General features: G+C 69.1%; 25 protein-coding genes and 1 other RNA gene. 4 read left to right on the top strand and 22 right to left on the bottom strand.

All coding sequences use genetic code 11. The annotated features are described in order from the left end of the window. Nucleotides 1-4 precede the first annotated feature (4 nt). The 13 genes from ACYQ2W_RS04440 to rnpB form a co-directional block, all read right to left on the bottom strand. Entirely contained in the window at nt 5-817 is an 813-nt protein-coding gene (locus ACYQ2W_RS04440; RefSeq protein ID WP_459863632.1) for a cell division protein FtsQ/DivIB, read from the bottom strand. Beyond that, on the bottom strand, nt 810-1,706 hold the full coding sequence (murB, locus tag ACYQ2W_RS04435; protein WP_459863631.1) for a UDP-N-acetylmuramate dehydrogenase: 897 nt from the start codon (nt 1,704-1,706) through the stop codon (nt 810-812). The genes ACYQ2W_RS04440 and murB overlap by 8 nt, the downstream gene beginning before the upstream one ends. After that, complete coding sequence (gene murC, locus ACYQ2W_RS04430; RefSeq protein ID WP_459863650.1) at nt 1,703-3,100, bottom strand: UDP-N-acetylmuramate--L-alanine ligase; 1,398 nt, start codon at nt 3,098-3,100, stop codon at nt 1,703-1,705. The genes murB and murC overlap by 4 nt, the downstream gene beginning before the upstream one ends. A 29-nt stretch (nt 3,101-3,129) precedes the next feature. Next, nucleotides 3,130-4,209, bottom strand: coding sequence for an undecaprenyldiphospho-muramoylpentapeptide beta-N-acetylglucosaminyltransferase (gene murG / locus ACYQ2W_RS04425; RefSeq protein ID WP_459863630.1), 1,080 nt, complete (start codon nt 4,207-4,209; stop codon nt 3,130-3,132). Then, complete coding sequence (gene ftsW / locus ACYQ2W_RS04420) at nt 4,206-5,501, bottom strand: putative lipid II flippase FtsW (protein ID WP_459863629.1); 1,296 nt, start codon at nt 5,499-5,501, stop codon at nt 4,206-4,208. The genes murG and ftsW overlap by 4 nt, the downstream gene beginning before the upstream one ends. Then, nucleotides 5,498-6,844 carry a UDP-N-acetylmuramoyl-L-alanine--D-glutamate ligase gene (gene murD, locus ACYQ2W_RS04415; protein WP_459863648.1) on the bottom strand — a complete coding sequence of 449 codons (1,347 nt, stop codon included), beginning with the start codon at nt 6,842-6,844 and terminating at the stop codon, nt 5,498-5,500. Before murD ends, ftsW begins: the two co-directional genes overlap by 4 nt. Nucleotides 6,845-7,037: 193 nt before the next feature. Then, a complete protein-coding gene (mraY, locus tag ACYQ2W_RS04410; protein WP_459863628.1) occupies nt 7,038-8,120 on the bottom strand; it encodes a phospho-N-acetylmuramoyl-pentapeptide-transferase in 1,083 nt (360 codons plus the stop codon). Nucleotides 8,121-8,123: 3 nt separating this feature from the next. Beyond that, on the bottom strand, nt 8,124-9,653 hold the full coding sequence (locus ACYQ2W_RS04405) for a UDP-N-acetylmuramoyl-L-alanyl-D-glutamate--2,6-diaminopimelate ligase (protein ID WP_459863627.1): 1,530 nt from the start codon (nt 9,651-9,653) through the stop codon (nt 8,124-8,126). Next, on the bottom strand, nt 9,650-11,383 hold the full coding sequence (locus tag ACYQ2W_RS04400) for a peptidoglycan D,D-transpeptidase FtsI family protein (RefSeq protein ID WP_459863625.1): 1,734 nt from the start codon (nt 11,381-11,383) through the stop codon (nt 9,650-9,652). Before ACYQ2W_RS04400 ends, ACYQ2W_RS04405 begins: the two co-directional genes overlap by 4 nt. A gap of 106 nt (nt 11,384-11,489) precedes the next feature. Further along, nucleotides 11,490-11,771 (bottom strand): cell division protein FtsL, encoded by a 282-nt coding sequence (ftsL, locus tag ACYQ2W_RS04395; RefSeq protein ID WP_459863623.1) that lies wholly within the window; start codon nt 11,769-11,771, stop codon nt 11,490-11,492. 13 nt (nt 11,772-11,784) lie between these two features. Beyond that, nucleotides 11,785-12,741 (bottom strand): 16S rRNA (cytosine(1402)-N(4))-methyltransferase RsmH, encoded by a 957-nt coding sequence (gene rsmH, locus ACYQ2W_RS04390; RefSeq protein ID WP_459863621.1) that lies wholly within the window; start codon nt 12,739-12,741, stop codon nt 11,785-11,787. After that, nucleotides 12,738-13,193 carry a division/cell wall cluster transcriptional repressor MraZ gene (gene mraZ, locus ACYQ2W_RS04385; RefSeq protein WP_459863619.1) on the bottom strand — a complete coding sequence of 152 codons (456 nt, stop codon included), beginning with the start codon at nt 13,191-13,193 and terminating at the stop codon, nt 12,738-12,740. Before mraZ ends, rsmH begins: the two co-directional genes overlap by 4 nt. 385 nt (nt 13,194-13,578) lie before the next feature. Further along, an RNA gene (gene rnpB / locus ACYQ2W_RS04380) (RNase P RNA component class A) lies at nt 13,579-13,939 on the bottom strand. A gap of 833 nt (nt 13,940-14,772) precedes the next feature. On the opposite strand from rnpB, the gene ACYQ2W_RS04375 reads away from it, so the two are divergent. The 4 genes from ACYQ2W_RS04375 (at nt 14,773) to ACYQ2W_RS04360 (ending at nt 17,139) form a co-directional block, all read left to right on the top strand. After that, on the top strand, nt 14,773-15,897 hold the full coding sequence (locus ACYQ2W_RS04375; protein WP_459863616.1) for an NAD(P)/FAD-dependent oxidoreductase: 1,125 nt from the start codon (nt 14,773-14,775) through the stop codon (nt 15,895-15,897). Nucleotides 15,898-16,041: 144 nt separating this feature from the next. Then, nucleotides 16,042-16,569 (top strand): gamma carbonic anhydrase family protein, encoded by a 528-nt coding sequence (locus tag ACYQ2W_RS04370; protein ID WP_459863614.1) that lies wholly within the window; start codon nt 16,042-16,044, stop codon nt 16,567-16,569. Further along, entirely contained in the window at nt 16,569-16,844 is a 276-nt protein-coding gene (locus ACYQ2W_RS04365; protein ID WP_459863612.1) for a GNAT family N-acetyltransferase, read from the top strand. The genes ACYQ2W_RS04370 and ACYQ2W_RS04365 overlap by 1 nt, the downstream gene beginning before the upstream one ends. A gap of 85 nt (nt 16,845-16,929) precedes the next feature. Beyond that, nucleotides 16,930-17,139: a hypothetical protein gene (locus tag ACYQ2W_RS04360; protein WP_459863610.1), complete on the top strand. Its 210-nt coding sequence runs from the start codon at nt 16,930-16,932 to the stop codon at nt 17,137-17,139. Nucleotides 17,140-17,210: 71 nt separating this feature from the next. On the opposite strand, the gene rbp is transcribed toward ACYQ2W_RS04360, so the two are convergent. From rbp to ptsN, 9 genes are all read right to left on the bottom strand, one after another. Further along, entirely contained in the window at nt 17,211-17,483 is a 273-nt protein-coding gene (gene rbp / locus ACYQ2W_RS04355; protein ID WP_459863608.1) for an RNA-binding regulator, read from the bottom strand. Nucleotides 17,484-18,023: 540 nt separating this feature from the next. Continuing rightward, a complete protein-coding gene (locus ACYQ2W_RS04350; RefSeq protein WP_459863606.1) occupies nt 18,024-18,422 on the bottom strand; it encodes an acyl-CoA thioesterase in 399 nt (132 codons plus the stop codon). Nucleotides 18,423-18,678: 256 nt separating this feature from the next. Further along, nucleotides 18,679-19,128: an MEKHLA domain-containing protein gene (locus ACYQ2W_RS04345; protein WP_459863604.1), complete on the bottom strand. Its 450-nt coding sequence runs from the start codon at nt 19,126-19,128 to the stop codon at nt 18,679-18,681. Nucleotides 19,129-19,435: 307 nt separating this feature from the next. Next, entirely contained in the window at nt 19,436-21,175 is a 1,740-nt protein-coding gene (gene ptsP / locus ACYQ2W_RS04340) for a phosphoenolpyruvate--protein phosphotransferase (RefSeq protein WP_459863602.1), read from the bottom strand. Then, nucleotides 21,172-21,441, bottom strand: a complete 270-nt coding sequence (locus ACYQ2W_RS04335; protein ID WP_459863600.1) for an HPr family phosphocarrier protein — start codon at nt 21,439-21,441, stop codon at nt 21,172-21,174. Before ACYQ2W_RS04335 ends, ptsP begins: the two co-directional genes overlap by 4 nt. Before the next feature lie 5 nt (nt 21,442-21,446). Next, nucleotides 21,447-21,830 (bottom strand): PTS sugar transporter subunit IIA, encoded by a 384-nt coding sequence (locus tag ACYQ2W_RS04330; RefSeq protein WP_459863598.1) that lies wholly within the window; start codon nt 21,828-21,830, stop codon nt 21,447-21,449. Continuing rightward, nucleotides 21,827-22,684: an RNase adapter RapZ gene (rapZ, locus tag ACYQ2W_RS04325; protein WP_459863596.1), complete on the bottom strand. Its 858-nt coding sequence runs from the start codon at nt 22,682-22,684 to the stop codon at nt 21,827-21,829. Before rapZ ends, ACYQ2W_RS04330 begins: the two co-directional genes overlap by 4 nt. Continuing rightward, nucleotides 22,681-23,646, bottom strand: coding sequence for an HPr(Ser) kinase/phosphatase (gene hprK, locus ACYQ2W_RS04320; RefSeq protein WP_459863594.1), 966 nt, complete (start codon nt 23,644-23,646; stop codon nt 22,681-22,683). Before hprK ends, rapZ begins: the two co-directional genes overlap by 4 nt. Next, nucleotides 23,643-24,116 carry a PTS IIA-like nitrogen regulatory protein PtsN gene (gene ptsN, locus ACYQ2W_RS04315; RefSeq protein ID WP_459863591.1) on the bottom strand — a complete coding sequence of 158 codons (474 nt, stop codon included), beginning with the start codon at nt 24,114-24,116 and terminating at the stop codon, nt 23,643-23,645. The genes hprK and ptsN overlap by 4 nt, the downstream gene beginning before the upstream one ends. Nucleotides 24,117-24,126 lie beyond the last annotated feature (10 nt).

Here is a 24,126-nt window from a genome sequence, read left to right as displayed (position 1 = left end):
GGAATCATCCCCTTTGGGTTGGGTGGTCCCCACCACCCGCCTGCGGTTTCCAACCCACCGCAAAACCGTTCGGGTAGCGCATGTCGACGGTACGGATGGTCTCCGCCTTCGCCGCCAGCACCCCCGGATAAAACTGCACGAACCGCCGCAGGCGGTGCTCCACCTCGCGACGCCCCAGCATCAACTCGACCCCGTTGTCCAGCGCCACCCGCCACGCCCGCCGGCGATCCACGGTGAGCTGGCGGATGTCCACGCCAAGGGGCCTCAGCGCCGCCCCCATCACCCCCAGACGCTCGGCCATGCGCCGCTCCAGCCCCGGCTGGCCGTCCAGCCGCGGCAGCCCCGGCGGCACTCGGGCCGGCTTGAAGCGCACCCCCCGACGGCTCACCACCTGGTCGTCGCCCCACTGGGCCAGCGGCTGGTGCTCCTCCACCCGGATGCGCACCGTATCCGGCCACAGCCGGCGCACCGAGGCCCCGGCCACCCACGGCAGCGTCTCCGCCGCCCGCTGCACCGCCTCCACGTCGAGGCTGAAAAAACCCGCCGGCAGGAACGGGTCCACCGCCCGCTCCAGCTCGCCGGCGGCGAGGTGGCGGAAATCCCCCTCCACCCGCACCTTCTTCACCGGCAGGGTGGTGGGCTCGACCAGCCACCGGCCGCCGGCCACCGTCCCCCACACGAACAGTCCGATCGCCGCCAGCCCGATCAGGTTGCCGAAATTCAGCCAGGCCGGGCGCGGCGGCAGCGCAGGCGCCTGCCACTCGCGCTTCGGCCGGGGCGGTCTCTTCGGGGTGGCGCCGCGACGCGGACTAGCCATCGCTCCGCTCCCCCACTATGCGCACCTCGTGTTGCAGGCACACGCCGTGCACCCGCTCCACCTCCGCCCGCACCCGCTCGATCAGCGTCTCGATCTCCTCGGGAGTGGCTCCACCGTCATTGACTATGAAGTTGGCGTGCTTCTGCGAGACACAGGCACCGCCGATGCGGCTCCCCTTCAGTCCCGCCGCTTCGATCAGCCGCGCCGCGTGGTCCCCCTCCGGGTTGCGGAACACCGAGCCGCAACTGGGCTCGCCGATCGGCTGGGTGCGGTTGCGCCGCTCCAGCAGCTCGCGCACCCGGCCGTCCTCGGCGCCCGGCTCCAGCTCCAGGGTGGCGGCGACGAACCACTCCCCCACGGGCCCGGCCACCGAGCGATAGCCCACCGTAAAGTTCTCCGCACCGCGGGCGCGCAGCACGCCGCGGCGGTCCACCGTCTCGACCCCTGCCACCCGCCGCCAGATCTCGCCGCCGAAGGCGCCGGCGTTCATCGCCAGCGCCCCGCCGACGGTACCCGGGATGCCGGCCAGGAACTCGGCACCGGAGAGCCCCGCGCGGCCGGCGAAGCGGGCCAGTTGGGCACAGGCCACCCCCGCCTCGGCACGGATCTTCGTTTCGCCGACCCGCCGCAACCCGTTGAGCGTCCCCGACAGCGCCACCACCGTGCCGCGAATGCCGCCGGAGCGGACCAGCAGGTTGCTGCCCAAACCCAGCCAGAAGAGCGGCTCGTCGGCGGGCAACCCCTGCAGGAAGGCCACCAAGTCCTCCAGGTCGGCGGGGCGGTAGAGGCGTTCCGCCGGCCCGCCCACCCGCCACGTGGTGTAGCGCGCCAGCGGCTCGTCGAACCGCAGCTCGCCGCGCAGGCCGGGATGGGCGCGGGCGGCCATCATCGGTCGCCTCCCGCCGCCAGCCGCTGCGCCAGCCGCGCCGCCGCCGCACCAATGTCGCCGGCCCCCAGGGTGAGCAGCACGTCGCCGTCGCGCAGCATCGCCGGCAGCGCCGCGGCCAGCTCGCCCGCCTCGGCCACCTCCAGGGGCTCCAGCCGCCCCAGGGCGCGCACCGCGCGGGCCAAGCTGGTGCTGTCGGCACCGGGGATCGCACGCTCGCCGGCGGCGTAGACTTCCGTGAGGACCAGCGCGTCCACCTCGCTGAGCACCCGCACGAACTCCTCGAACAGATCGTGGGTGCGCGAGTAGCGGTGGGGTTGGAAGGCGACCACCAGCCGCCGCTCCGGCCAGGCGTTGCGCGCCGCCTGCAGGGTGGCGGCGATCTCCCGCGGGTGGTGGCCGTAGTCGTCCACCAGCAGCACCCGGCCGTTGGCGGTCTCCACCTCGCCGTTGATCTGAAAACGCCGGCCGACCCCCTGGAATCCCTCCAGGGCGCGGGCCACCGCCTCATCCCCCACCCCCAGCTCGCCGGCCACCGCGATGGCGGCGAGCGCATTCAGCACGTTGTGCCGACCCGGCATGTTGAGGGTCACCGCCAGCGGCGCCAGCCCCTTGCGCTCCACCCGGAAGCGGGTACGACTCCCCTCCTGGGCCACCTCGACCGCGCGCAGGTCGGCGCCGGCGCGGAAGCCGTAGGTGACCAGCGGTCGCCCCACCTCGGGGAGGATGTCGCGCACCACCGGGTCCTCCACGCAGAGCACCGCCAGCCCGTAGAAGGGCATGTTGTGGAGGAACTCGACGAAGGTGTTGCGCAGCTTGTCGAAGTCCCCCTCGTAGGTGGCCATGTGGTCGGCGTCGATGTTGGTCACCACCGCCATCATCGGCTGCAAGTGGAGGAACGAGGCGTCGCTCTCGTCGGCCTCCGCCACCAGATAGCGCCCCTGCCCCAGGCAGGCGTTGGCGCCGTGGCTGTTGAGCTGGCCGCCGATGACGAAGGTGGGATCGAGCCCCCCCTCGGCGAGCAGGCTGGCGGTGAGGCTGGTGGTGGTGGTCTTGCCATGGGTGCCGGCCACCGCGATGCCGTAACGGAAGCGCATCAGCTCGGCGAGCATCTCGGCACGGCGCACCACCGGGATGCGCCGCTCACGGGCGGCGCGCACCTCCGGGTTGTCGCTGCCGATGGCGGTGGAGACAACCACCACGTCGGTCTCCACCACGTGCTCGGCGGCGTGGCCGGCGTGGATCTCCGCCCCCAGCCCGGCGAGCCGGCGGGTCACCGCGTTCTCCCGCTGGTCGGAGCCGGAGATGCGGTAGCCCAGATTGAGCAGCACCTCGGCGATGCCGCCCATGCCGGCGCCGCCGATGCCCACGAAGTGGAGGTGTCGGATGCGCCCCATGGCGTCGGCCGGTCGATTTCCGTTGGCCACTACAACTCCCCCCCACATGCTGCCAGACACTCCCGCGCCACCCGTTCGGTGGCGTCGGGCCGGCCGAGGCGACGCGCCGCCTCGGCCATGGCGAGCAACTGCGGCCGATCGCCGCACAGCTCGTGCAACAGGCCCGCCAGCCCCTCGGCGGTAAACTCCGGCTGGGGCAGCAGCCGCGCCGCACCCGCCTCGCTCAGGAAGCGGGCGTTGCCGGTCTGGTGGTCGTCCACGGCATGGGGATAGGGGACCAGCAGCGAGGCCACCCCGACCGCCGCCAGCTCGGCGACGGTCAGCGCGCCGGCGCGGCAGAGCACCAGATCGGCCCAGCCGTAGGCCTCCTCCATCGACTCGATGAAGGGCACCACCCGCGCCGCCACCCCGGCCGCCCGGTAGCGGGTCTCGGCCTCCTCCAGATTGCGGCTACCGGTCTGGTGCCACACCTCGGGACGCTTGTCCGGATCGAGGGCGGCCAGCGCCAGGGGCACCGTCTGGTTGAGGGAGGCAGCCCCCAGGCTCCCGCCCACCACCAACAGCCGCGGCCGCCCGCTGCGACCGGCCAACCGCGCGGCCGGCTCGGCCACCGCGGTGATCGGCCCGCGTACCGGGTTGCCGGCGAACTGGGCGCCGCTCAACGAACCGGGAAACGCCTCCATCACCCGCGAGGCGATGCGCGAGAGCAGCCGGTTGGTCAGCCCGGCCACCGAATTCTGTTCGTGGATCAGCAGCGGCACCCCCAGCAGGCGCGCCGCCACCCCGCCGGGACCGGTGACGAAGCCGCCCATGCCGAGCACCGCACAGGGGGTGCGGCGGCGCAGGATGGCCAGCGCCTGGAGCAGCGCACGGATGAGCTTCAGCGGCGCGGCGAGGAGCCGCAGCAGCCCCTTGCCGCGCAACCCGGCGACGCTCACCCACTCCATCTCGATCCCCGCCGCGGGGATCACCCGCGCCTCCAGCCCGGCGCGGGTTCCCATCCACACCACCTCGACGCCGTCGGCGCGTAGCCGCTCGGCCACCGCCAGGGCGGGGAAGACGTGGCCGCCGGTACCACCGGCCATGATCAACACGGTGCGCCCGCTCATCGACCGGCCCTCCGCACCGGGGCCTTGCGCGGCGGGTGGTCGGCGGCGGGGGCGGACTTCGCCGGCGCCCGCCGTGAGGGCGAGGACGGCGCCTTCTTCGCCGGCCGCCGCACCTCCAGGCGCGCCTCCACACCGATGCGCAGCAACAACGCCAGGGCGACGCACATGACGATCAGCGAGGAACCACCGTAGCTCATCAGCGGCAGGGTCAAGCCCTTGGTGGGGAGGATCCCCATGTTGACCCCCATGTTGACGAACGCCTGCATCCCGATCCACAGACCGATACCGTGGGCGAGATGGGAACCGAAGCGATCCCCCGCGGCCTCGGCCTGGCGGGCGATGGTGAAGGCGCGCCAGACGACGACGCCGAACAGCGCGATCACGGCGACCATGCCGGCCATCCCCAGCTCCTCGGCGAGCACCGAGAAGAGAAAGTCGGTGTGCGCCTCGGGCAGGTAGAAGAGCTTCTGCACGCTGCCGCCTAGCCCCACCCCGAACCACTCGCCACGGCCGATGGCGATCAGCGCCTGAGTCAGCTGGAAGCCGCTGTCGAAGGGATCGGCCCAGGGATCGAGGAAGCCGGTGATGCGCGCCATGCGGTAGGGGGAGGTGATCGCCAGCAGCGCCCCGAGACCGCTCACCGCCGCCACCAGCAGGCCGAACAGCCAGAGCCGGGCACCGCCGAGGAACATCATCCCCAGGGCGGTGGCGATGAGCACCGCGGTGGCGCCGAAGTCGGGCTCGACCATCAACAAGCTACCTGCGGCGAGCACCACCGCCATCGGCTTGAGGAACCCCTTGACGGTGGTGCACACCTCCTCGCCGCGGCGCACCAGGTAGCCGGCGAGATAGACCAGGATGAACAGCTTGGCCAGCTCCGAGACCTGCAGGTTGATCGCCCCCAGGGGGAGCCAGCGTGTGGCGCCGTTGACGGTGCGGCCGATCCCCGGCACCAGCACCGCCACCAGCATCAGCAGCGCGATGAACAGCAGCACCGCGCCGGCCCGCTCCCACTGGGCGAGCCGCGACTGCAACACCACCCAGGCGGCGGCCAGCCCCATCACCGCGTAAATCAGCTGGCGCTCGGCGTAGTGGAGCGGATCGCCGGCGCGGTCGGCGATGCCGATGGAGGCGGAAGCGACCATCACCAGCCCCAGGCCGAGCAGCGCCAGCACCGCGCCCAGCAGCCAGCCGTCGAGGAACGGCGGCAGCCAGCTCGCATGCACCGGCGCGGCCCCCTTGGCGCCCTTGGCGGCGACGTTCTGATTGGCGATGACCGCGGCGCCGCTCATGCCAGCCCCTCCCGCACCGCGCGGACGAAACGCTCCCCGCGCTCGACGTAGCCGCTGAACATGTCGAAGGAGGCGCAGGCGGGCGACAGCAGCACGCAGTCGCCGCGCTCGGCCAGCGCCGCGGCCCGCGCCACCGCCTCCTCCAGGGAGGCGGCATGGACCAGCGGCAGCGCCCCGGCGAGGGCCGCCTCGATGCGCGGCGCATCCGCGCCGATCAGCACCGCCGCCCGGCCGTGCTCGGCCAGCGCCGGGCGCAGCGGGGTGAAATCCTGCCCCTTGCCATCGCCACCGGCGATCAGCACCAGCGGCCGGCCCATGCCGTGGATCGCCGCCAGCGTCGCCCCGACGTTGGTCCCCTTGGAATCGTTGTACCAGTCGACCTCGCCTTTTTGCGCCACCCACTGGGTGCGGTGGGGCAGACCAGCAAACGCGCGCAGCTCGGCGACCATCGGCGCCGGCGGCAACCCGACCGCCTCGCCGAGGGCCAGGGCGGCCAGGGCATTGGCCAGGTTGTGGCGACCGGCGATGCGCAGCTCGTCGGCCGGCAACAGCCGCTCCCCGCCGCGCGCGAGCCACGCCCGCCCGTCGAACCCGACCACGCCGTACTCGCCGTCACGGGACCTGCCGAGGGTGAAACGCAGGGTACGCGCCGCGCCGAAGGCCATCGCCACCACCGCCGGATCGTCGGCGTTGACCACCGCACAATCGGCGCCGCGGTAGATCCGTGCCTTCGCCGTCTCGTAGTCGTGGAGGTCGGCGTAGCGGTCCATGTGGTCGGCGCTGACATTGAGCACCACCGCCGCCGCGGCGCCCAGGGAGCGGGTGGTCTCCAACTGGAAGCTGGAGAGTTCCAATACATAGAGATCGGGCTCCCGCTCACCCAGCAGGTCGAGCGCGGGGGTACCGAGGTTGCCGCCGACGCGGGTCTCCAGCCCGGCGCGGGCGGCCATCCGCCCGACCAGCTCGGTCACCGTGCTCTTGCCGTTGGAGCCGCTGATCGCCACCACCGGCGCCAGGGCGAAGCGGGCGAACAGCTCGATGTCCCCCACCACCTCGACCCCGGCGGCCAGCGCCGCGGCCACCGCCGGCTCGGCCAGCGACACGCCGGGGCTCACCACCAGCAACTCCGCCCGTTTCATCCGCGCGGCATCGAAGGGGCCGGTAAGCAGTTCCACCGTGGGCAACTCGGCGGCGAGCGCCGCACGCCCCGGCGGCTCGGCGCGGCTGTCCACCACCGACACGGCAACGCCGCGCGCCGCCAGGAAGCGGGCGACGGAGAGGCCGGTGACGCCCAGACCGACCACCAGCGCGCTGGTGGGCAGCGCGGGCGCGGCCGAACCCATCCCGGCCAGGGGAGCCGGGGGGGCGGGCATCGAGTTGTCGGTGGCGGTCATCATTGCGCGTTGCCTTGGAAGAAGAGGTCCGCAAATGAACGCAAACAAACGCAAATAAAGAGGGTGTCGGCCGCTTCGCGGCCAACTCCGTTCTTCTTCATTTCGCGTTCATTTGCGTTCATTTGCGGACAACTCTTCTTTCTTAACGAATCTTCAACGTGGCCAGACCGATCAGCACCAGGACGACGGTGATGATCCAGAAACGGACGATGACCCGCGGTTCGGGCCAGCCCTTCAGTTCGAAGTGGTGGTGCAGCGGCGCCATCCTGAATATTCGTCGTCCGGTCAATTTGTAGGAGCCCACCTGGAGGATCACCGAGACGGTCTCCATGACGAACACCCCGCCCATGATCACCAGCACCAGCTCCTGCCTCACCGCCACCGCCACCGCCCCGAGGGCCGCCCCCAGGGCCAGCGCCCCCACGTCGCCCATGAACACCTGCGCCGGGTAGGTGTTGAACCAGAGAAAACCGAGCCCGGCACCGACCAGCGCACCGCAGAAGATCACCACCTCGCCCACCCCGGGGACGAAGGGGATCGCCAGATACTGGGCGAAGGTGGAGTGGCCCGAGAGGTAGGCGAACACCGCCAGCCCGCCGGCCACCATTACCGTCGGCATGATCGCCAGACCGTCGAGACCGTCGGTGAGGTTGACCGCGTTGCTGGAGCCGACGATCACCAGGTAGGTGAGGGGAATGAACAGCCACCCCAGATCGAGGGCCACCTCCTTGAAGAAGGGGACGATCAGCTGGGTCTCCGCCGCCACCTGGGCGGTGGAGAAGAGGAAGCCGGCCACCGCCAGCGCCCCCAGCGACTGCCAGAAGTACTTGGCCTTGGCCGACAATCCCTTGGAGTTCTTCAGCGCCACCTTCTTGTAGTCGTCGATCCAGCCGATGGCGCCGAACAGCGCGGTGGTGAGCAGCACCACCCAGGCGTAGCGGTTGCCGAGATCGGCCCACAGCAGGGTGGAGACCACCACCGCGGCAAGGATCAGCGCCCCGCCCATGGTCGGGGTGCCACTCTTCGACAGGTGCGACTCCGGCCCGTCGTTGCGTACCTGCTGGCCGATCTGGTGGCGCACCAGCCGGCGGATCATGACCGGGCCGAGCAGCAGCGAGATGGCGAGCGCGGTGAGCACCCCGAGGATCGCCCGCAGGGTCAGGTACTGGAACACATGGAACCCGCTGTAGTAGCCGGCCAGCCACTCGGCAAGATAGAGAAGCATCGGCTATCGTCCCCCTCGCTCGCGCACCGCCCGATTCGGGATCAGCGCCGCGCGCACCGCATCGCAATCGCTGAAGGGGCGGCGCTCCGCCCCCACCTGTTGGTAATTCTCGTGTCCCTTGCCGGCCACCAGCACCACGTCGCCGGGCGCCGCCTGCGCCACCGCCGCGGCGATCGCCCGCCCGCGGTCGCGCTCCACCGTCGCCGCCTCGGGGTGCTCCATGCCGGCGAGGATCTCGGCGACGATCGCCGCGCCCTCCTCGCTGCGCGGGTTGTCGTCGGTGACCACCACCCGGTCGGCGAGCCGCTCGGCCACCCGCCCCATCTCCGGCCGCTTGCCGCGGTCGCGCTCGCCGCCGCAGCCGAACACGCAGGAAAGCCGTCCGCCGCAGTGGCCGCGCAGCGCCTCCAGGCTTTTCGCCAGGGCGTCGGGGGTATGGGCGTAGTCGACCACCACCAGGGGCTGGTCACCGCCGCCGAAGCGCTCCATCCGCCCGGCCACCGCGGCGACCGCGGAGAGCCGCCGGCACGCCTCGTCGATCGCCACCCCGGCGCAGCCCAGTGCGCCGAGGGCGGCGAGCAGGTTGGAGGCGTTGAACCGCCCGAGCAGCGCGCTCTCGATCACCCCCTCGCCCCACGGCGAGGTCACCGCAATCGTCATTCCCCGATCCGTCTGGGCCACCATCCCCCGAATCGCGCACTCGTCTTTCTCTTCGACGGAATACCCGAAACACTCGATCCTTTTGGCCGCCAGTTGCCCCAGCAACTGGCGGCCAAAAGGATCGTCGGCGTTGATCACGGCGCAGGCCGGGGTCAGCTCCAGAAACAGCCGCTCCTTGGCCGCACCGTAGGCGGCCATGTCACCGTGGTAGTCCAGGTGGTCACGGCTCAGATTGGTAAACAGCGCCACGTCGAACGCCACCCCCGCCACCCGCCCCTGCGCCAGGCCGTGGGAGGAGACCTCCATCGCCACACTGTCCGCCCCCCGGGCGAGAAAATCGGCGAGCAGCTCGTGCAGACGCAGGGCGTCGGGCGTGGTGTGGCTCGCCTCCACCATCCGCCCCGGCAGGCCGTAGCCGACGGTGCCGATCAGCCCGCAGCGGCCGTCGCCGGCGTTCAGCGCCTGAGCGACGAAGGCGGCCACCGAGGTCTTGCCGTTGGTGCCGGTGACGCCGATGGTGAAGAGCCCGCTGGCCGGCTCGCCGTAGAAACGGGCGGCGATCTCACCGGCTCGCCGACTCAGCCCCGGCACCGCGATCAGCGGGGTACCGGAGAGCGCCGGTGCGATCGTCGCCACCCCCTCCGCCGGCTCCCACGCCACTGCCGCCGCACCGTTGCGCAGGGCCCCCTCCAGGTGGCTGAGGCCGTGGCCGCCTCCCCCCTGGCGGGCGAAAAACAGGTCGCCGTGGCGCACCTGCCGGCTGTCCCCGGCGAGTCCGCTGACCAGGCAGTCGAGCGCCGGCGGCACCGCGGCGAACCCCTCCAGCAGGCGCGACAGGCGCATCCCGGGATGCCGTTCGAGAGCGACCATCATGCATTCCCCCGTTTCGCCGCCCGGGCCGCGGGGTCGCCGCTGCCGCCGCCGTCGGCCATCGGCAGGTCGTCCGGGGCGATGTCGAGCAGGCGCAGCGCGCCGTCCATCACCCGCGAGAAGACCGGCGCGGCCACCAGGCCGCCGAAGTATTCGCCGTCGGTCGGCTCGTCGATCATCACCACCCCGACCAGGCGGGGGTGGCTGGCCGGGGCGATGCCGGCAAACAGCGCCCGGTAGCGGTCCTCGGAGTAGCCGCCGGCCACCGGCTTGTGGGCGGTGCCGGTCTTGCCCGCCACCCGGTAGCCGGGAATCGCCGCGCGACGGCCGGTGCCGTCGGGGGCCACCACCGCCTCCAGCATGGTGCGCACCTTGCGCGCCACTTCGGCGTCGATCACCCGCTCCCCCTCCACCGGACGCTCGACGGCGACGAAGGAGAGCGGGCGCTTGACGCCGTCGGCGGCGAGCACTGCATAGGCGTCGGCCAGTTGCAGCGCGGTGGCGGAAAGGCCGTAGCCGTAGGCCAGGGTCGCCTGGTGGATCGGCCGCCAGGTCTCGTAGTGGGCGAGCAGCCCCTGGGCCTCGCCGGGGAAGGCGCTGCCGGTGGTGTCGCCGAAACCGACCCGGCGCAGCACCGACCAGAGGCAGCGCGGCGGCTCGGAGAGCGCGATCTTGCTGGCAGCGACGTTGCTCGACTTGCGCAGCACGGTGGTCAGATCGATGTCGCCGTAGTTGCGGTGGTCCTTGATGGTGAAGCCGGCCACGGTGAAGTAGCCGGGGGCGGTATCGATATGCGATTCGGTGGTGTAGTCGCCCGACTCCAGGCCGCAGGTGATGGTGAACGGCTTGATGGTGGAACCGGGCTCGAACAGATCGGTCACCGCCCGATTGCGGAAACGGCCGACCTTCAGACCGTGGCGGTTGTTGGGGTTGTAGTCGGGCTGGTTGGCCATCGCCAGCACCTCGCCGCTGACCGTATCGAGGATCACCACCGACCCCCCCTTGGCCTTGTGGCGTTCGACGGCGGCGGCCAGCTCGCGGTGGGCGAGGTACTGGATACGCCGGTCCAGCGACAGCTTGAGGTCGCGGCCGGGACGCGGCGAGCGGATGTTCTCGACGTTCTCGATGGTGCGGCCGAGGCGATCCTTGAGCACCCGCTTGGCCCCGGTGGTACCGCGCAGCCACTCGTCATAGGCCAGCTCCAACCCCTCCTGCCCCTTGTCGTCGATGTTGGTGAAGCCCACCACGTGGGCGGTCACCGGACCGGCGGGGTAGTAGCGACGGAACTCCGCCTGGCGGTTGAGACCGGGGATCTCCAGGTCGAGAGCCTGGTCGGCCAGCTCCGGGGTGATGCGCCGCTTGAGGTAGACGAACTCGCGATCCTTGCGCTTCTCCACCAGCGCCTTTACCGCGCCGCGCTGCAACCCGAGCAGACGCTCAAGTTTCAGCGTCTTGCTGCCGTTATAGACAAAATCACGGGGATTGATCCACAGGGAGGCGACCGGGGTGCTCACCGCCAGGGCGTCGCCGTTGCGGTCGGTAATCATGCCGCGGTGGGCAGGCATGGTGACCACGCGCAGATGACGCACGTCCCCCTGCCGCTGGAGGAACTCCTTCTTATAGACCTGGAGATCCACCACCCGCCAGAGCAATACCCCCGCCGCCGCGACGAAGCAGGCCAACACCACGCTTCGCCGCAGGGGAAAGGTCGGATTCGACGCCTCCCGATTCATGAGTTTTCGGTTGCAACCCCAAAATGAAAAATCCACCGCCGAGGCGTCCCCCGACGGCGACCCGGACCCCGCGCGGGGTCCGCAAACCAGGAGCCTGCCTAACGGCTCAGCGGCTCAAACGTCTGCGTACGATCACCACGTCCTCGGCGCGCGGCAGGCGCATGCCGAGACGCTCACGGGCGGTCTTCTCGATCCTCCCGTGGGAGGACCACGCCCCTTCTTCCAGGAGCAACCGTCCCCACTCCACATTCATCCGGTTGCGCTGCGCCTGGAGCCCCTGGAGCTCGATGAACTCCTTGCGGCTCGCGTGCTTGGCATAGACCACACCGAAGGCGGTGAGCATGCTCGCCGCGGCCAGGATCGCCACCGGTACCCGCCCTGCGCTCACCCCGCTCCCTCCGTTACCCGCGGCCAAGCCGCTCCGCCACGCGCATCACCGCGCTGCGCGCGCGGGGATTGGCCTCCAGCTCTTCGTCGCCCGCACGCACCGCCTTGCCCACCGCGCGCAGCGTGCCGCCCATCTGCTCCACCGTCACCGGCAGATCCGGCGGCAGCTCCGCCCCCCGCGCCTGGGCACGGATGAAACGTTTCACCATGCGGTCCTCCAGGGAGTGGAAGCTGATCACCACCAGCCTTCCGGCCGGGGCCAGTACCGCCACCGCCTGCGCCAGGGCCGCCTCCAGCGCCTCCAGCTCACCGTTGACCTGGATGCGGATCGCCTGGAAGGCACGGGTCGCCGGATGCTTCCCCTTCTCCCAGGCCGGATTGGCCGCCGCCACCACCTCGGCGAGCCGCTTGGTGGTCTCGATCGGCGCCACCGCACGCTCGCGAACGATCGCCCGCGCAATCCGCTTGGCGTAGCGCTCCTCGCCGTACGCCTTGAGCACCCGCGCGATCTCCCCGTCCTCGGCACGGGCCAGCCAACGCGCCGCGCTCACCCCGCCGTCGGGATCCATGCGCATGTCCAGCGGACCGTCGCGCAGGAAACTGAAACCCCGCTCCGGGTCATCCAATTGCGGCGAGGAGACCCCCAGATCCATCAGCACGCCGGCCACCCGGCCGGACCAGCCCCGCGCCGCCACCAGCCCGGCGAGGGCATCGAAACGGGCGCGCTCGATGGCGAACCGCCCGTCCAGTGCAAGCCCCTTCTCGGCCGCGGCCACCGCCTCGGGATCGCGATCGATGCCGAGCAGGCGCCCCTGCGGCCCCAAGCCCTCGAGGATTCGCCGCGCATGCCCGCCGCGGCCGAAGGTGGCGTCCACGTAGAGACCGTCGGGGCGCAGCGCCAACGCCTCCACCGCCTCGTCCAGCAGCACCGTGCGGTGGGCGAACCCGTCGTTCCCGGCCGCCGCACTCACAGCGACAGCGACCCGAACTCCTCGGGGAGTTCCAGCGCCTCGTCATCCTCCTCCTCGAGCCACTCGATGCGCCGGGCGTTCCACAGCTCCTCGTCCCACACCTCGAATTTGTTGCCCTGACCGATCAACACCACCTTCTTGTCGATGGTGGCGTACTCGCGCAGCGGGGGGGGCAGCAGGATGCGCCCCGCCTTGTCCATGTCGGTCTCGGTGGCGTGACCGATCAGCAGACGCTGGAGGCGTCGGGCCTGCTTGTTGAGGCTCGGCAGACGCACCAGCTTGCGCTCGATCTCCTCCCACTCCGGCAGCGGATAGAGCAGCAGGCAGCGATCGCGGTCGATGGTGACCACCAACTGACCATCGCATGCCTCCTGGATCCGCTCCCGGTAGCGCGACGGGATCGCCATGCGTCCCTTCGCGTCCAGGTTGAGAGGATTGACACCTCGAAACACCTCACCCCCCGATTTCCCCCGTTTTCCCCCAATGGTCCACAAATCCCCACCTGGACCCACTTCGGCACACTATAGGAACCGACGCCCCCACCTGTCAAGGTGAGCGCGGGTAAAAACCCTCTGTGACACAATGACTTAGAGAACTTTCCGGAGACGGAAAAGCGAAGGGACGCAACCATATAAATCAACAGGTTGCAAACAACTTCTAAAGTGAGAAATCAAGAGAAGACGAGGACGACCGGGGACCCGGTGGAGCGAAGTGGGAGAGAATTCCCGACGAACGGTTTGCCAAGCCTAGCGCAAACCAAAAGAGAACGAAAGAAGAACGAGCAAGCACCACCCGGCCAGTGGCCGGGTGGTGCTTGCTCGTGGGTGGGAGAAAAAAGGTGGGAGCCGGCCGGTAAGCCGGGTTCTGTCGTGGACAGCCATTCATCTGGGAAGCGCGTCGCCGCGCCCCTCGAGCGACCTACCCGGGAACGGTGCGGGCCGCACCATCGTTCCCCTATTTGGTCTTGCTCCGGGTGGGGTTTAGCCTGCCGCCGCGTGTTGCCACCGGCGCGGTGCGCTCTTACCGCACCATTTCAACCTTACCTGTGCCCCCGAAAGGGGCCATCGGCGGTATCTTTTCTGTGCCACTTTCCGTCGACTCGCGTCGCCCAGGCGTTACCTGGCACCCTGCCCTATGGAGCCCGGACTTTCCTCCGCGCCCTCCCGAAGGAGGACGCCGCGGCTGTCTGGCCGACTCCCAGGCGCGCAAGGGTACCCGCCTCCCCGCCCACTGGCAACGCGAATGGATGAAACCCGGAAAATCAAAACTCTCCGTCAGCCAGTTCCAGTTGCAGGGTGGGACGGTTATCGGCGAGCAACGCTCCGTCGGCGGGGGCGGTGAAGACGATGCTTGGGGCGAGCAGGTCGCTAGCCACTCGCGGCGGGTATCCGCGGCGATGCCGACCACCGCGGCGTCGCTCTCCAGCGCGCCGGTCAGGGCGCCGCCGACGTCAAAGCGGTAGAGGCATTGGTCGACAGCGAGCCACAGGGTCCCGTCGCGGGGCTGCAGGGCGAGCGCGCCGTCCTTGGCCGTTGCGCCGCTGCGCCGCCCGGGGTGCCCCCAATGGGCGTCGCCCTCCTGGTTGTGACCGTAGTGGCGGTCGTTGCCCAGACCGCAGTGGGAGACCATCGGCAGGCGGGTGTCGATAACCCGGCTGCCATCAAAGGCGTATCCGCGCAGCCGCTCGCCGCCGTAGCCCCATAGGCGGGCGCGCAGACCCTCCTCGGCAGGCAGGGCGAGCAGCGGGCTGGCGTCGGCGGCGTCGAGCTTGAGGGTGCCGTCGGCGCGGGCGCCCCACACCGCCGGCCGGTGGTCGGGATCGGGAGCGGTCGCCGCGGGCACGGCGAGCAGCACCGCGAGGCCCTTCGTGCCTCTTCCTTCGGGTCAAAGAAATCGCCGCGATACGAATGCACCATCCCCGAACGGACGGCTGCACACGCCCCGCCCCCCTGTTCGGGGCGTTAGTCACATAGAACGCGCGGCAGCTCTTGGTACAATGGACTCATTCCATTTCCAGCAAGCAGACTTCCCATGAAACGCATCGTCGTCCTCGGCTCCGGCTTCGCCGCGCTGACCGCGATCCACACCCTGCGCAAGCAGGGGTGCAAAAATCCGATCAGCGTCGTCTCCCCCCACTCCGAACTCTTCTTCTACCCCAGCCTGATCTGGGTCCCCGCCGGCATGCGCACGCGCGAGGACCTCACCGTCCCGCTCGCCAAGTGGTACGCCAAGCACGACGTCGAACACTTCAACGCCACGGTGAGCGGCCTCGACCCGCACGACCGGGTGGTGAAGAGCGAATACGGCGACATCGGCTACGACTACCTGGTGATCGCCAGCGGCGGACGCTTCATCAAGAAGCTGCCGGGGATCGAAAACGCCGCGATCCCCTGCCAGGACTTCGACCAGGTGGCACGGGTACGGGACCGGCTCAACGAGATGGAGGGCGGCCACCTCGCCTTCGGCTTCGCCGGCAACCCGAAGGAGCCCTCGGCGATGCGCGGCGGACCGATGTTCGAGTTCCTCTTCGGCATCGACACCCTGCTGCGCCGCCAGGGGCGGCGCGACGACTTCACCCTCACCTTCTTCAGCCCGGCGTCGAAGCCGGGCCAGCGCCTCGGCGAGCAGGCGGTGGAGCGGCTGCTGGAGGAGATGAAGAAGCGCGGCATCCAGACCCACCTGGGCCACAAGATGAAGGCGATCGAGGCCGACAAGGTGGTCACCGAGGGGGGCGAGATCCCCGCCGACCTGACCCTCTTCATGCCCGGTATGACCGGCCCCGCGTGGGCCGCCGAGAGCGGCCTGCCGCTGTCGGCCGGCGGCTTCATCCTGGCCGACGAGAACTGCCGGGTGCCCGGCTTCAAGGAGATTTTCATCGCCGGCGACGCCGGCTCCTTCCCCGGCCCCGATTGGATGCCGAAGCAGGCGCACATGGCCGACCTGCAGGCCGAGGCGGCGGCGAAGAACCTGCTCGCGGTGATGAACGACCGGCCCGCCGAACACACCTTCAAGGTGGAGCTGCTCTGTATCGTCGATGCCCTCGACGGCGGCATCCTGGTGCTGCGCACCCTCAAGCGCAACGTGCTGTTCAAGCTCAGCCTGATGCACGGCATCAAACGCTTCTTCGAGTGGTGGTACCTGCGCCGCTACCGCTGACCGCTCATCGCATACGGAAGAGAACGAACCGCAGATTAACGCAGATTGGCGCAGATAAAGATCTTCGTGAATCTGCGTCCATCTGCGTTAATCTGCGGTTGACTCTTCCCTGCTCGACTCCGACAACAACATTCAGGTTTTCCAATGGCTATTCGCGAATTCGACGGCAAGATCCCGCAGATCGCCGACAGCGCCTTCGTCGACGAGACGGCGGTGGTGATCGGCGAGGTGACCCTCGGCGAGGAGGCCTCGATCTGGCCGACCGCGGTGCTGCGCGGCGACATCCACTCGATCAAGGTGGGCGCCCGCTCCAACGTCCAGGACGGCTCGGTGGTCCACGTCACCCACGCCAGCGGCTACAACCCCCACGGCCACCCGACCACCATCGGCGAAGACGTCACCGTCGGCCACCGGGTGGTACTCCACGGCTGCACCATCGGCAACCGCTGCCTGATCGGCATGGGCGCGATCGTCCTCGACGGCGCGGTGGTGGAGGACGAGGTGATCATCGGTGCCGGCGCCCTGGTCACCCAGGGCAAGCGGCTGGAGGCCGGCCACCTCTACGTCGGCAGCCCCGCCAGACAGGCGCGGCCGATCACCGACGAAGAGCGGGAGTTCCTGCGCTACTCCGCCCAGCACTACGCGCGGCTGGGAACCAAGCACAGGGGCTGATGACCATACGCGTCCGGCCGGTGCGCCGCGGCGTCGGCCGGCTGCTGATGGAGCGGCTGCGGCGTACCGCCCACCGCCTCGGTGCCCACCGACTGCGCGCCGAAGTGAGCACCACCGCCCGACCTTTCTTCCTCGCCCAGGGCTTCCGCACCCTGCGCCGCCAAAAGAAGATCTACCGCGGCCAACCCTTCACCCAGTTCGTCATGGCGTGCCGAATTTCCCCTCGATTTTCCGGCCGAAAAACTTTCCACGCGGGACGTCGTCTAGGAGAATAGGGGAACCCACCCAAAATCCGCCCCCGTAAAACCGGCGCCGTCCTCGCCGACGCCGTCCCAATCCACAGGACGAGGAGCCACCGACATGCGTTTTCCCATCATCATCGCGCTCGCCACCATCCCCCTCGCCGGCTGCGACGGCGGCATGGCCTCGCTCACCGACAATGAGCTGCGCGCCCAGTTCCACGACTGCAAGGACCTGGGCGGCTCGCGCAAGATCAAGGCGATGACCTGCACCGAGGTGGACAAGGAGTGCGCCCGGCGACAGGCCGACGGGCGCTACGTCTGCCGCTGAAAAAAAACGCCCGCAGGCCGAAACCCACGGGCGTTTTCATCGATCCGAGCGCCCGATCCGGGCACCGCTGATCAGTAGCGCGGTGCGCGCGGCGGACGCTGCTCGCGGGGCTTGGCCTCGTTCACCTTGAGGGCGCGGCCCTTCATGTCGGCGCCGTTGAGCCCCTTGATGGCGGCATCGGCCTCGGAGTTGTCGGACATCTCAACGAAACCGAAGCCCTTGGACTGGCCGCTGAACTTGTCGGAAATGACGGTGGCGCTGGTCACGTTGCCGTACGCACCGAAGGCCTCACGCAGATCGCCATCGGTCACGGAGTACGGCAGGTTTCCCACATAGATATTCATAATCGTGTTTACTCTGAAATGCTGTATGTCGTCGTGTGAGCACTACCGCAGGACCATACGCAGAAATCGTGATCGGTAGTGAGAGGCCGCGATGCGACCAATTCGGTTCCTTCCCCGCCGCCTCCCATCCCCTTCTGCCGAGCAGACACAACAACGTCTCGGACGCTATGGTTCCGATCGATCGAAGGACGGGAGAAGAAGTGTGAAATGAGAGAAAGCCGGGAGAAAGGATGAAATATGGGAGGGAGTCTCCTCCCATCGGGCGGAAAAGTCCACATCTATTTTCCCCCTCCGGCATCGGGGTGGTTCCCGGGCGGAGGACCCTGCCTGAAACACTATTTTCCTTCCCGGCCTCCTTCCCCGCACATCGGCACGTCGTCGGACAGCCGCCTCGGAGCCACGCCGGCCGGCGCTTCAGCGCACCAACTGCAACTGGACATCAGCCAGATCGGCGGGAACGGAAAAAAGGAGGAAGATCGGCAGGAATTTGGGCAGGTAGCCCGGGCGGCCCATCCGCCGGATCGCCGGAGACCGCAGGGATTACTCGGGGAAGAGGCGGAGGATCGCCTCGGGGAGCATCGGCCGGCCGCGTTCGTTCATCGCGGTGCCGGTCACCTTGGCCTTCATCACCGGCTTGTCGTCCGCGGCGCGGTAGATGTCCTGAAGGAAGTCGAAACGCAGCCTGGAGGGGCGCTCGACGTTGATGCCGACCCAGAAACGGTCGCCGCTACGCAGCGGCAATTTGTAGTCCAGCTCGGCGCGGATCACCACCAGGTTGACGTTGTCGCGGGCGAGCTGGGCGAAGTCGATGCCGCGATCGAGCAGGAACTCGTGGCGGGCGTGCTCCAGGTAGTTCATGTAGACGCCGTTGTTGACCACGCCCTGGAGATCGCACTCGTAGTCCCGTACCTTGAAGTCGATCCTGTATTGGTAGCCCATCTCTTTTTCCTTGTTGCTTTCGATCGGTATTGGGAGAGCCTGCCACGATAGCGATTTTCTGCAAGCACAATCCGACGTATACAAAGGGAAAAAGGGCATTGCCCCATCCACTCCCCGCAGACGAGGGCGGCAATGCCGAATACCCACCGAATCGCTCCGAACGGCCCGGAGAAGTCGGTTGGATCGTCTGTACCCGCAGCCCGCTGCCTCCGTTCCGTCGCGGCGGTAGCCGCGACCTACGAACCCGCCCCATCGGTCACAGGTAGTCCCACCGGTCGAAGGTGGCTGCTTGGCCGATGGGGTCGCCGGCCTCGTCGACCACGGTCCACACCGTGGCCTGTTCGATGCGGAAGCGGCGGCCGCCGGCGGAGATGCGGATGCCGCTGTAGTCGTCGATGTAGCCTTGGCTGCGCACCGCGTCGAGCAGCCGCTGGCGCTCTTCGCGCCGCGGCGCCTCGGCGGTGTAGCGCGACGGGGTGGCGGTGAAGCGCTCCCACGCCATCTCCCACAGCGCCAGCGCCCGGCGGTTGCCGTAGTTGAGCACCGGGTCCACCTCGCGCCCATGGGAGGCGACGACGAAATCGGCGCGATCGAGCCGTTCCGCCTCCTCGACGGGATCGCCGCTGCGCGGGATCAGTTCGCGGCCGGTGAAACGGCGGTGGCTGTCGAGCAGTTGCCGGATGTGAGCGACGGTTTCAGCATTCATGAATCTGTACGTTTTACAAGCAACCCCTCGTTCCCACGCTCCGCGTGGGAACGCCTTCTCTTCAACACCCCGCGTGGGAACGCCCTCTCTTCGACGCTCCGCGTCGTGCCGGGCAGAGGCACCGGGACGTCCGAGCCCGGACGCGCAGCAGGACGCAGAGCGTCCGAGGGGCCTGGTTACGACGCGGAGCGTCGTAACCAGAAGCACCAGAAGCAAACCAGAAGCAATTTTTCGTACGGCGGACAAGCGGAGCGCATCCACCAACGTTCCACCCCATACCTGCTGATTTTTCGCCCCAAGAGAAAAATCAGTGGTCGATGATCCGCGCCAGGGCCTCGGCCATCTCCAGTGGATCGCTGGTGGTGAGCAGCCGGTCGGCCTGCCTGCGCAGCTCCTTCAACTGGCAGGCGTTGACGATCCCCTTCACCTCCAGCAGGCTCGCCGGGTGCATGCTGAAGTGCTCCAGCCCCATCCCCAGCAGCAGCTTGGTATAGCGTGGGTCGCCGGCCATCTCGCCACACATGGAGACCGGGATGCCGGCCACCTGGCCCGCCTCGATGGTCATCCGGATCAGCCGCAGCACCGCCGGATGGAGCGGGTCGTAGAGGTAGTTCACCTCATCGTCCACGCGGTCGATGGCCAGCGTGTACTGGATCAGGTCGTTGGTGCCGATGGAGAGAAAGTCGAGGTGCTCGGCGAAGCTGGCCGCGGTGATCGCCGCCGCCGGCACCTCGATCATGCCGCCCAGCTCGATCGCCTCGTCGAACTTCTTCCCCTCGCGCCGCAGCTCCTCCTTGGTCTCCTCCACCAGTTGCAGCACCTGAAAGAGCTCCAGGGAGTTGGAGAGCATCGGGAACATCACCTTCACCGGGCCGTAGGCGGAGACCCGCAGCAGGGCGCGCAGTTGGGGGATGAACAGCTGCGGCTCCTTCAGACAGAGACGGATGGCGCGCAGGCCGAGGGCCGGGTTGGTGACGTTGGGGGTGATGTTGCGCCCGCCGCCGGGCTGCTTGTCGGCGCCCAGGTCGAAGGTGCGAAAGGTCACCGGGGCCCCCTTCATCGCCTTCACCACCTTCAGATAGGCCTTGTAGTGCTCCGCCTCCTCGGGGAGGTCGTCGCGGTTCATGTAGAGGAATTCGGTGCGGTAGAGGCCGATGCCGGCGGCGTTGACCCGGCGCACCGCCCGGATGTCCTCGGGCAGCTCGATGTTGGCCAGGAGCGTGATCGGGGCGCCGTCGGTGGTCACCGTCGGCGAGGCCTTCAGCTTCTGCAGCTCGCTCTGGTGGCGCCGCTCCTCGCGCTGGCGCTTGCGGTAGTGGCGGAAGCTGTAGTCGTCGGTATCGGCGATGATCACCCCGGCGGCGCCGTCGATGATCAGCATCTCGTCGGCGCGCAGGTAGCGCCGCGCCAGACGCACGCCGACGATCGCCGGGATGCGCAGGCTACGGGCGAGGATCGCGGTGTGCGACAGCGGACCGCCCGACTCGGTGATGAAGCCGGCGATCCCCTGGTGCTGCATCAGCAGGGTATCGGCGGGGGTGAGGTCGTCGGCGAGGATGATGCGGTCCTTGAGGTTGGCATCGAACACCGCATGGTGGTCATCCTCCTGGTGGAGCAGCACCCGCAGCACCCGGTCGGCAACGTGCTGCACGTCGTCCTTGCGGGTGCGCAGGTAGGCGTCGTCCATCTCCTCGAACACCTGCACCAGGGTGTCGCGCTGCTGCTTCAGCGCCCACTCGGCGTTGAGCCGCTCCTCGCGGATGGCCTTGATCGGCGCCTCGGAGAAGGTGGTGTCCTCGAGCATCAGCAGGTGGGTGTCGATGAAGGCGCCGATGTCGGCCGGTGTCTTCGCCGGGATCCGCTCGCGGATCGCCCGCAGTTGCCCCTTGGCCGCCTCCAGGGCGTGGCGATAGCGCGCCTCCTCCTCGTCGAGGCGATACATCGGGATGGCGAACATCGGGATCTCGAGCTGGTCGCGGCGCAGCCGATGGACCTGGCCGATGGCCACCCCGCGGGAGACGCCGATGCCGGTCAGCGATAGGGTCATTCCTCCTCCTCGAAGCGGTCGGCCACCAGCGCGGCGAGGGCATCGAGGGCACTCGCCTCGTCGTCCCCGTCGGCGCTGACGGTGATCGAGGTGCCCTTGGCGGCGGCGAGCATCATGATCCCCATGATCGACTTGCCGTTGACGGTGCGCCCGTTGCGTGCCACCTGGATCGCACAACCGAAGCGCGAGGCGAGGGTGACGAACTTGGTGGCGGCGCGGGCATGCAGCCCCAGCTTGTTGATGATCGGCAGATCGCGGCTCTCCATGGTCCTTATCCCTCCACCACCCCTTCCCGGCCCCCGCTGTAGGCCTTGTCGGCCAGGGCGTCGAGGTCGAGGGCGGCGTAGTTGAGCACCCGCACCAGCATCGGCAGGTTGATGCCGTAGACCACCCGCCGACGCTCGCCGGCGGCCAGCCGGTTGGCGATGTTGCTCGGCGTGGAACCGTACATGTCGGTGAGCAGCAGCACGCCGTCGCCCTCGTCGAGGCCGGAGACCAACGCCTCGGCCCGCGCCTGGACCTGCTCCGGCGGGTCGTTCCTGGCCACCGCCAGGGTGACCGCGGTCAGCGGCATGCGCAGAAACATCGCCCGGACGGTGTCGAGCAACTCGTCACCGAGCCGGTTATGGGTGATCAACAACAGACCTACGCTCACGACAGCTCCCTATGGCGGGCCAGCACCTGGCCGCGATCGCAGCGGAAGTGGGCGGCCAGACGCTCCACCAGATAGACCGAGCGGTGCTGACCGCCGGTGCAACCCACCGCGATGGTGATGTAACTGCGGTTCTCCCGCGCGAAGCGCGGCAGCATCGATTCGAGAAAGCCGACCAGGTCGGTGAACAGGCCGTCCACCTCCGGTTCACCGTCGAGGAAACGGCGGACCGGCTCGTCGCGGCCGGTCTGCCCGCGCAGCTCCGGCTGCCAATAGGGGTTGGGCAGACAGCGCGCGTCGAAGACGAAGTCGGCATCGGAGGGGATGCCGCGCTTGTAGCCGAAAGACTGGAACTGGAGGGTGGGACCGGCGCGCACCGTCCCCTCGGCCCAGCGGCTGACCAGTTCACGCAGCTCGTGCAGGGTGGTGTGGGAGGTGTCGATGCAGTGGTCGGCGGCGCAGGCGATGGGCGCCAGCAGCCGCTGCTCCCGCTCCAGCGCCTCGGCCAGCGGCAGCTCCGCGCCGCGGGTCAACGGGTGGCGGCGGCGGGTCTCGCTGAAGCGGCGGATCAGGGTCTTCGGATCGCTCTGCAGAAACAGCAGGCGCAGCTCCAGACCCATCCCCTTGAGTCGCTCCACGGTCTCCGGGAAACGGGCCAGCTCCTCGGCACGGTTGCGGGCGTCGATGCCCACTGCACTGAGTTCGAGTGCCCCTTCGCCGGCCGCCATCCGGCCGGCGAAGGCCTCCAGCAGGGCCACCGGCAGGTTGTCGACGCAGTGGTAGCCGAGATCCTCCAGGGTGTGCATGGCGATGTGCTTGCCCGCCCCCGAGAAGCCGCTGACGATGACCAGCTTCACGTCCGCTCCCTGCCGCCCTCCGCACCCCGCTCGATCTCGCGGCGCTGGCGCTCGATGAAGTCACCGGCGGCATCGTAGCCGTTGTGGGAGAGGATATGGTTGCGCACGGCGCTCTCCACCAGCACCGCCAGGTTGCGTCCGGCGGCCACCGGCAGGGTCACCTCGGGGATCGGCTGGTCGAGCACCCGGCGGGTGCGGTGACTGCCGCGCAGGCGGTCGATGGCGAGCAGCCGCTCCTCGTCCATCGCCTCCAGGCTGACCACCAGGCCGAGGCTCTTGGTGCGGCGGATGGCGCTGTCGCCGAACATCTCACGGACGTTGAGCACCCCCAGCCCGCGCACCTCCATGAAGTCCTGCAACAGCTCCGGGCAGGAGCCGGTGATCATCTCCGGATTGGTGCGGGTGAACTCGGCGACGTCGTCGGCGATCAGCCGATGGCCGCGGGTGATCAGCTCCAGGGCCAGCTCGCTCTTGCCGCTGCCGTTGTCGCCGGCGATCAGCACGCCGACCCCCAGCACCTCCATGAACACCCCGTGGAGGGTGACCCGGTCGGCCAGCTCGCGGGAGAGATAGAACTGGGTGAGCGCGATCACCTGATGACCGCGGGACTCGGCACACAGCAGCGGCGTGGCGGTGGACTCGGCGCGCCGGCGGAAGTCCTCCGGCACCTCGCAGCCGCCGGCGACGATCACCATCCCCACCCGCGAGGAGAAGACCATGTCGAGGCTGTCGTCGCGGGAGTTGTCGCCGAGGGAGTCGAGGTGCTGCAACTCCTGGCGGTCGAGGACCTGGATACGGCAGGGGTGGATCAGGTTGAGGTGGCCCACCAGACAGCGGCCGGTCTCCAGCTCGGTGCAGTCGCCGACGATGCACGCCTCCCGCTGCCCGCCCTCCTCCCAGGAGAGCCCCAGCCGCCCGCGGAGGGCACGGTAGAGCTGCTCGGCGGTGACGGTGCGTTTCATTGCAGGGCGCTGGAGGCGGGCTGCCAGTCGACGATCAGGCGATAGAGCGAGGCGTCGTCGGCCGCCGCCCGCAGGGTGGCGCAGAACGGCTCGTCGCTGAACATCTCGGCCAGGGTGGAGAGGATCTGCAGATGTTCGTCGGTGTAGTGCTCGGGCACCAGGAGGAAAAACAGCAGGTCCACCGGCTGGCGGTCGATGGCATCGAAGTCCACCGCCTGCTCCAGGCGGACGAAGGCGCCGATGGCCCGGGCGATGCCCTTGACGCGGCCGTGGGGGATGGCCACTCCGTGGCCCATGCCGGTGGAGCCGAGCCGCTCGCGGCCGATCAGGCTATCGAAGATCTCCGCCTGGGTGAGGGCGTCGAGGTGGTTGGCGATCATCTCGCTGACCAGTTCCAACGCCCGCTTCTTGCTCCCTGCCTGAAGGGTCCGGGTGCTGCACTCCCGGCAGAGTAGTTCGCTCAGTTGCATGGTCTATGGC

The organism is Endothiovibrio diazotrophicus (assembly GCF_054657215.1).
This window is presented reverse-complemented; position numbering and strand designations above follow the sequence as displayed.

Bases quoted from the DNA above. Each gene is read 5' to 3' on its own strand.
- murG (WP_459863630.1), bottom strand. From the start codon at position 4,209: ATGAGCGGGCGCACCGTGTTGATCATGGCCGGTGGTACCGGCGGCCAC.
- ptsP (WP_459863602.1), bottom strand. From the start codon at position 21,175: ATGACCCTATCGCTGACCGGCATCGGCGTCTCCCGCGGGGTGGCCATC.
- ftsW (WP_459863629.1), bottom strand. From the start codon at position 5,501: ATGAGCGGCGCCGCGGTCATCGCCAATCAGAACGTCGCCGCCAAGGGC.
- ACYQ2W_RS04375 (WP_459863616.1), top strand. From the start codon at position 14,773: ATGAAACGCATCGTCGTCCTCGGCTCCGGCTTCGCCGCGCTGACCGCG.
- ACYQ2W_RS04335 (WP_459863600.1), bottom strand. From the start codon at position 21,441: ATGGAGAGCCGCGATCTGCCGATCATCAACAAGCTGGGGCTGCATGCC.
- rbp (WP_459863608.1), bottom strand. From the start codon at position 17,483: ATGAATATCTATGTGGGAAACCTGCCGTACTCCGTGACCGATGGCGAT.
- ACYQ2W_RS04360 (WP_459863610.1), top strand. From the start codon at position 16,930: ATGCGTTTTCCCATCATCATCGCGCTCGCCACCATCCCCCTCGCCGGC.
- murB (WP_459863631.1), bottom strand. From the start codon at position 1,706: ATGATGGCCGCCCGCGCCCATCCCGGCCTGCGCGGCGAGCTGCGGTTC.
- ACYQ2W_RS04365 (WP_459863612.1), top strand. From the start codon at position 16,569: ATGACCATACGCGTCCGGCCGGTGCGCCGCGGCGTCGGCCGGCTGCTG.
- hprK (WP_459863594.1), bottom strand. From the start codon at position 23,646: ATGAAACGCACCGTCACCGCCGAGCAGCTCTACCGTGCCCTCCGCGGG.
- ACYQ2W_RS04350 (WP_459863606.1), bottom strand. From the start codon at position 18,422: ATGGGCTACCAATACAGGATCGACTTCAAGGTACGGGACTACGAGTGC.
- murC (WP_459863650.1), bottom strand. From the start codon at position 3,100: ATGGGGCGCATCCGACACCTCCACTTCGTGGGCATCGGCGGCGCCGGC.
- ACYQ2W_RS04370 (WP_459863614.1), top strand. From the start codon at position 16,042: ATGGCTATTCGCGAATTCGACGGCAAGATCCCGCAGATCGCCGACAGC.
- mraY (WP_459863628.1), bottom strand. From the start codon at position 8,120: ATGCTTCTCTATCTTGCCGAGTGGCTGGCCGGCTACTACAGCGGGTTC.
- ptsN (WP_459863591.1), bottom strand. From the start codon at position 24,116: ATGCAACTGAGCGAACTACTCTGCCGGGAGTGCAGCACCCGGACCCTT.
- ACYQ2W_RS04440 (WP_459863632.1), bottom strand. From the start codon at position 817: ATGGCTAGTCCGCGTCGCGGCGCCACCCCGAAGAGACCGCCCCGGCCG.
- murD (WP_459863648.1), bottom strand. From the start codon at position 6,844: ATGGGTTCGGCCGCGCCCGCGCTGCCCACCAGCGCGCTGGTGGTCGGT.
- ACYQ2W_RS04345 (WP_459863604.1), bottom strand. From the start codon at position 19,128: ATGAATGCTGAAACCGTCGCTCACATCCGGCAACTGCTCGACAGCCAC.
- ACYQ2W_RS04405 (WP_459863627.1), bottom strand. From the start codon at position 9,653: ATGATGGTCGCTCTCGAACGGCATCCCGGGATGCGCCTGTCGCGCCTG.
- ACYQ2W_RS04400 (WP_459863625.1), bottom strand. From the start codon at position 11,383: ATGAATCGGGAGGCGTCGAATCCGACCTTTCCCCTGCGGCGAAGCGTG.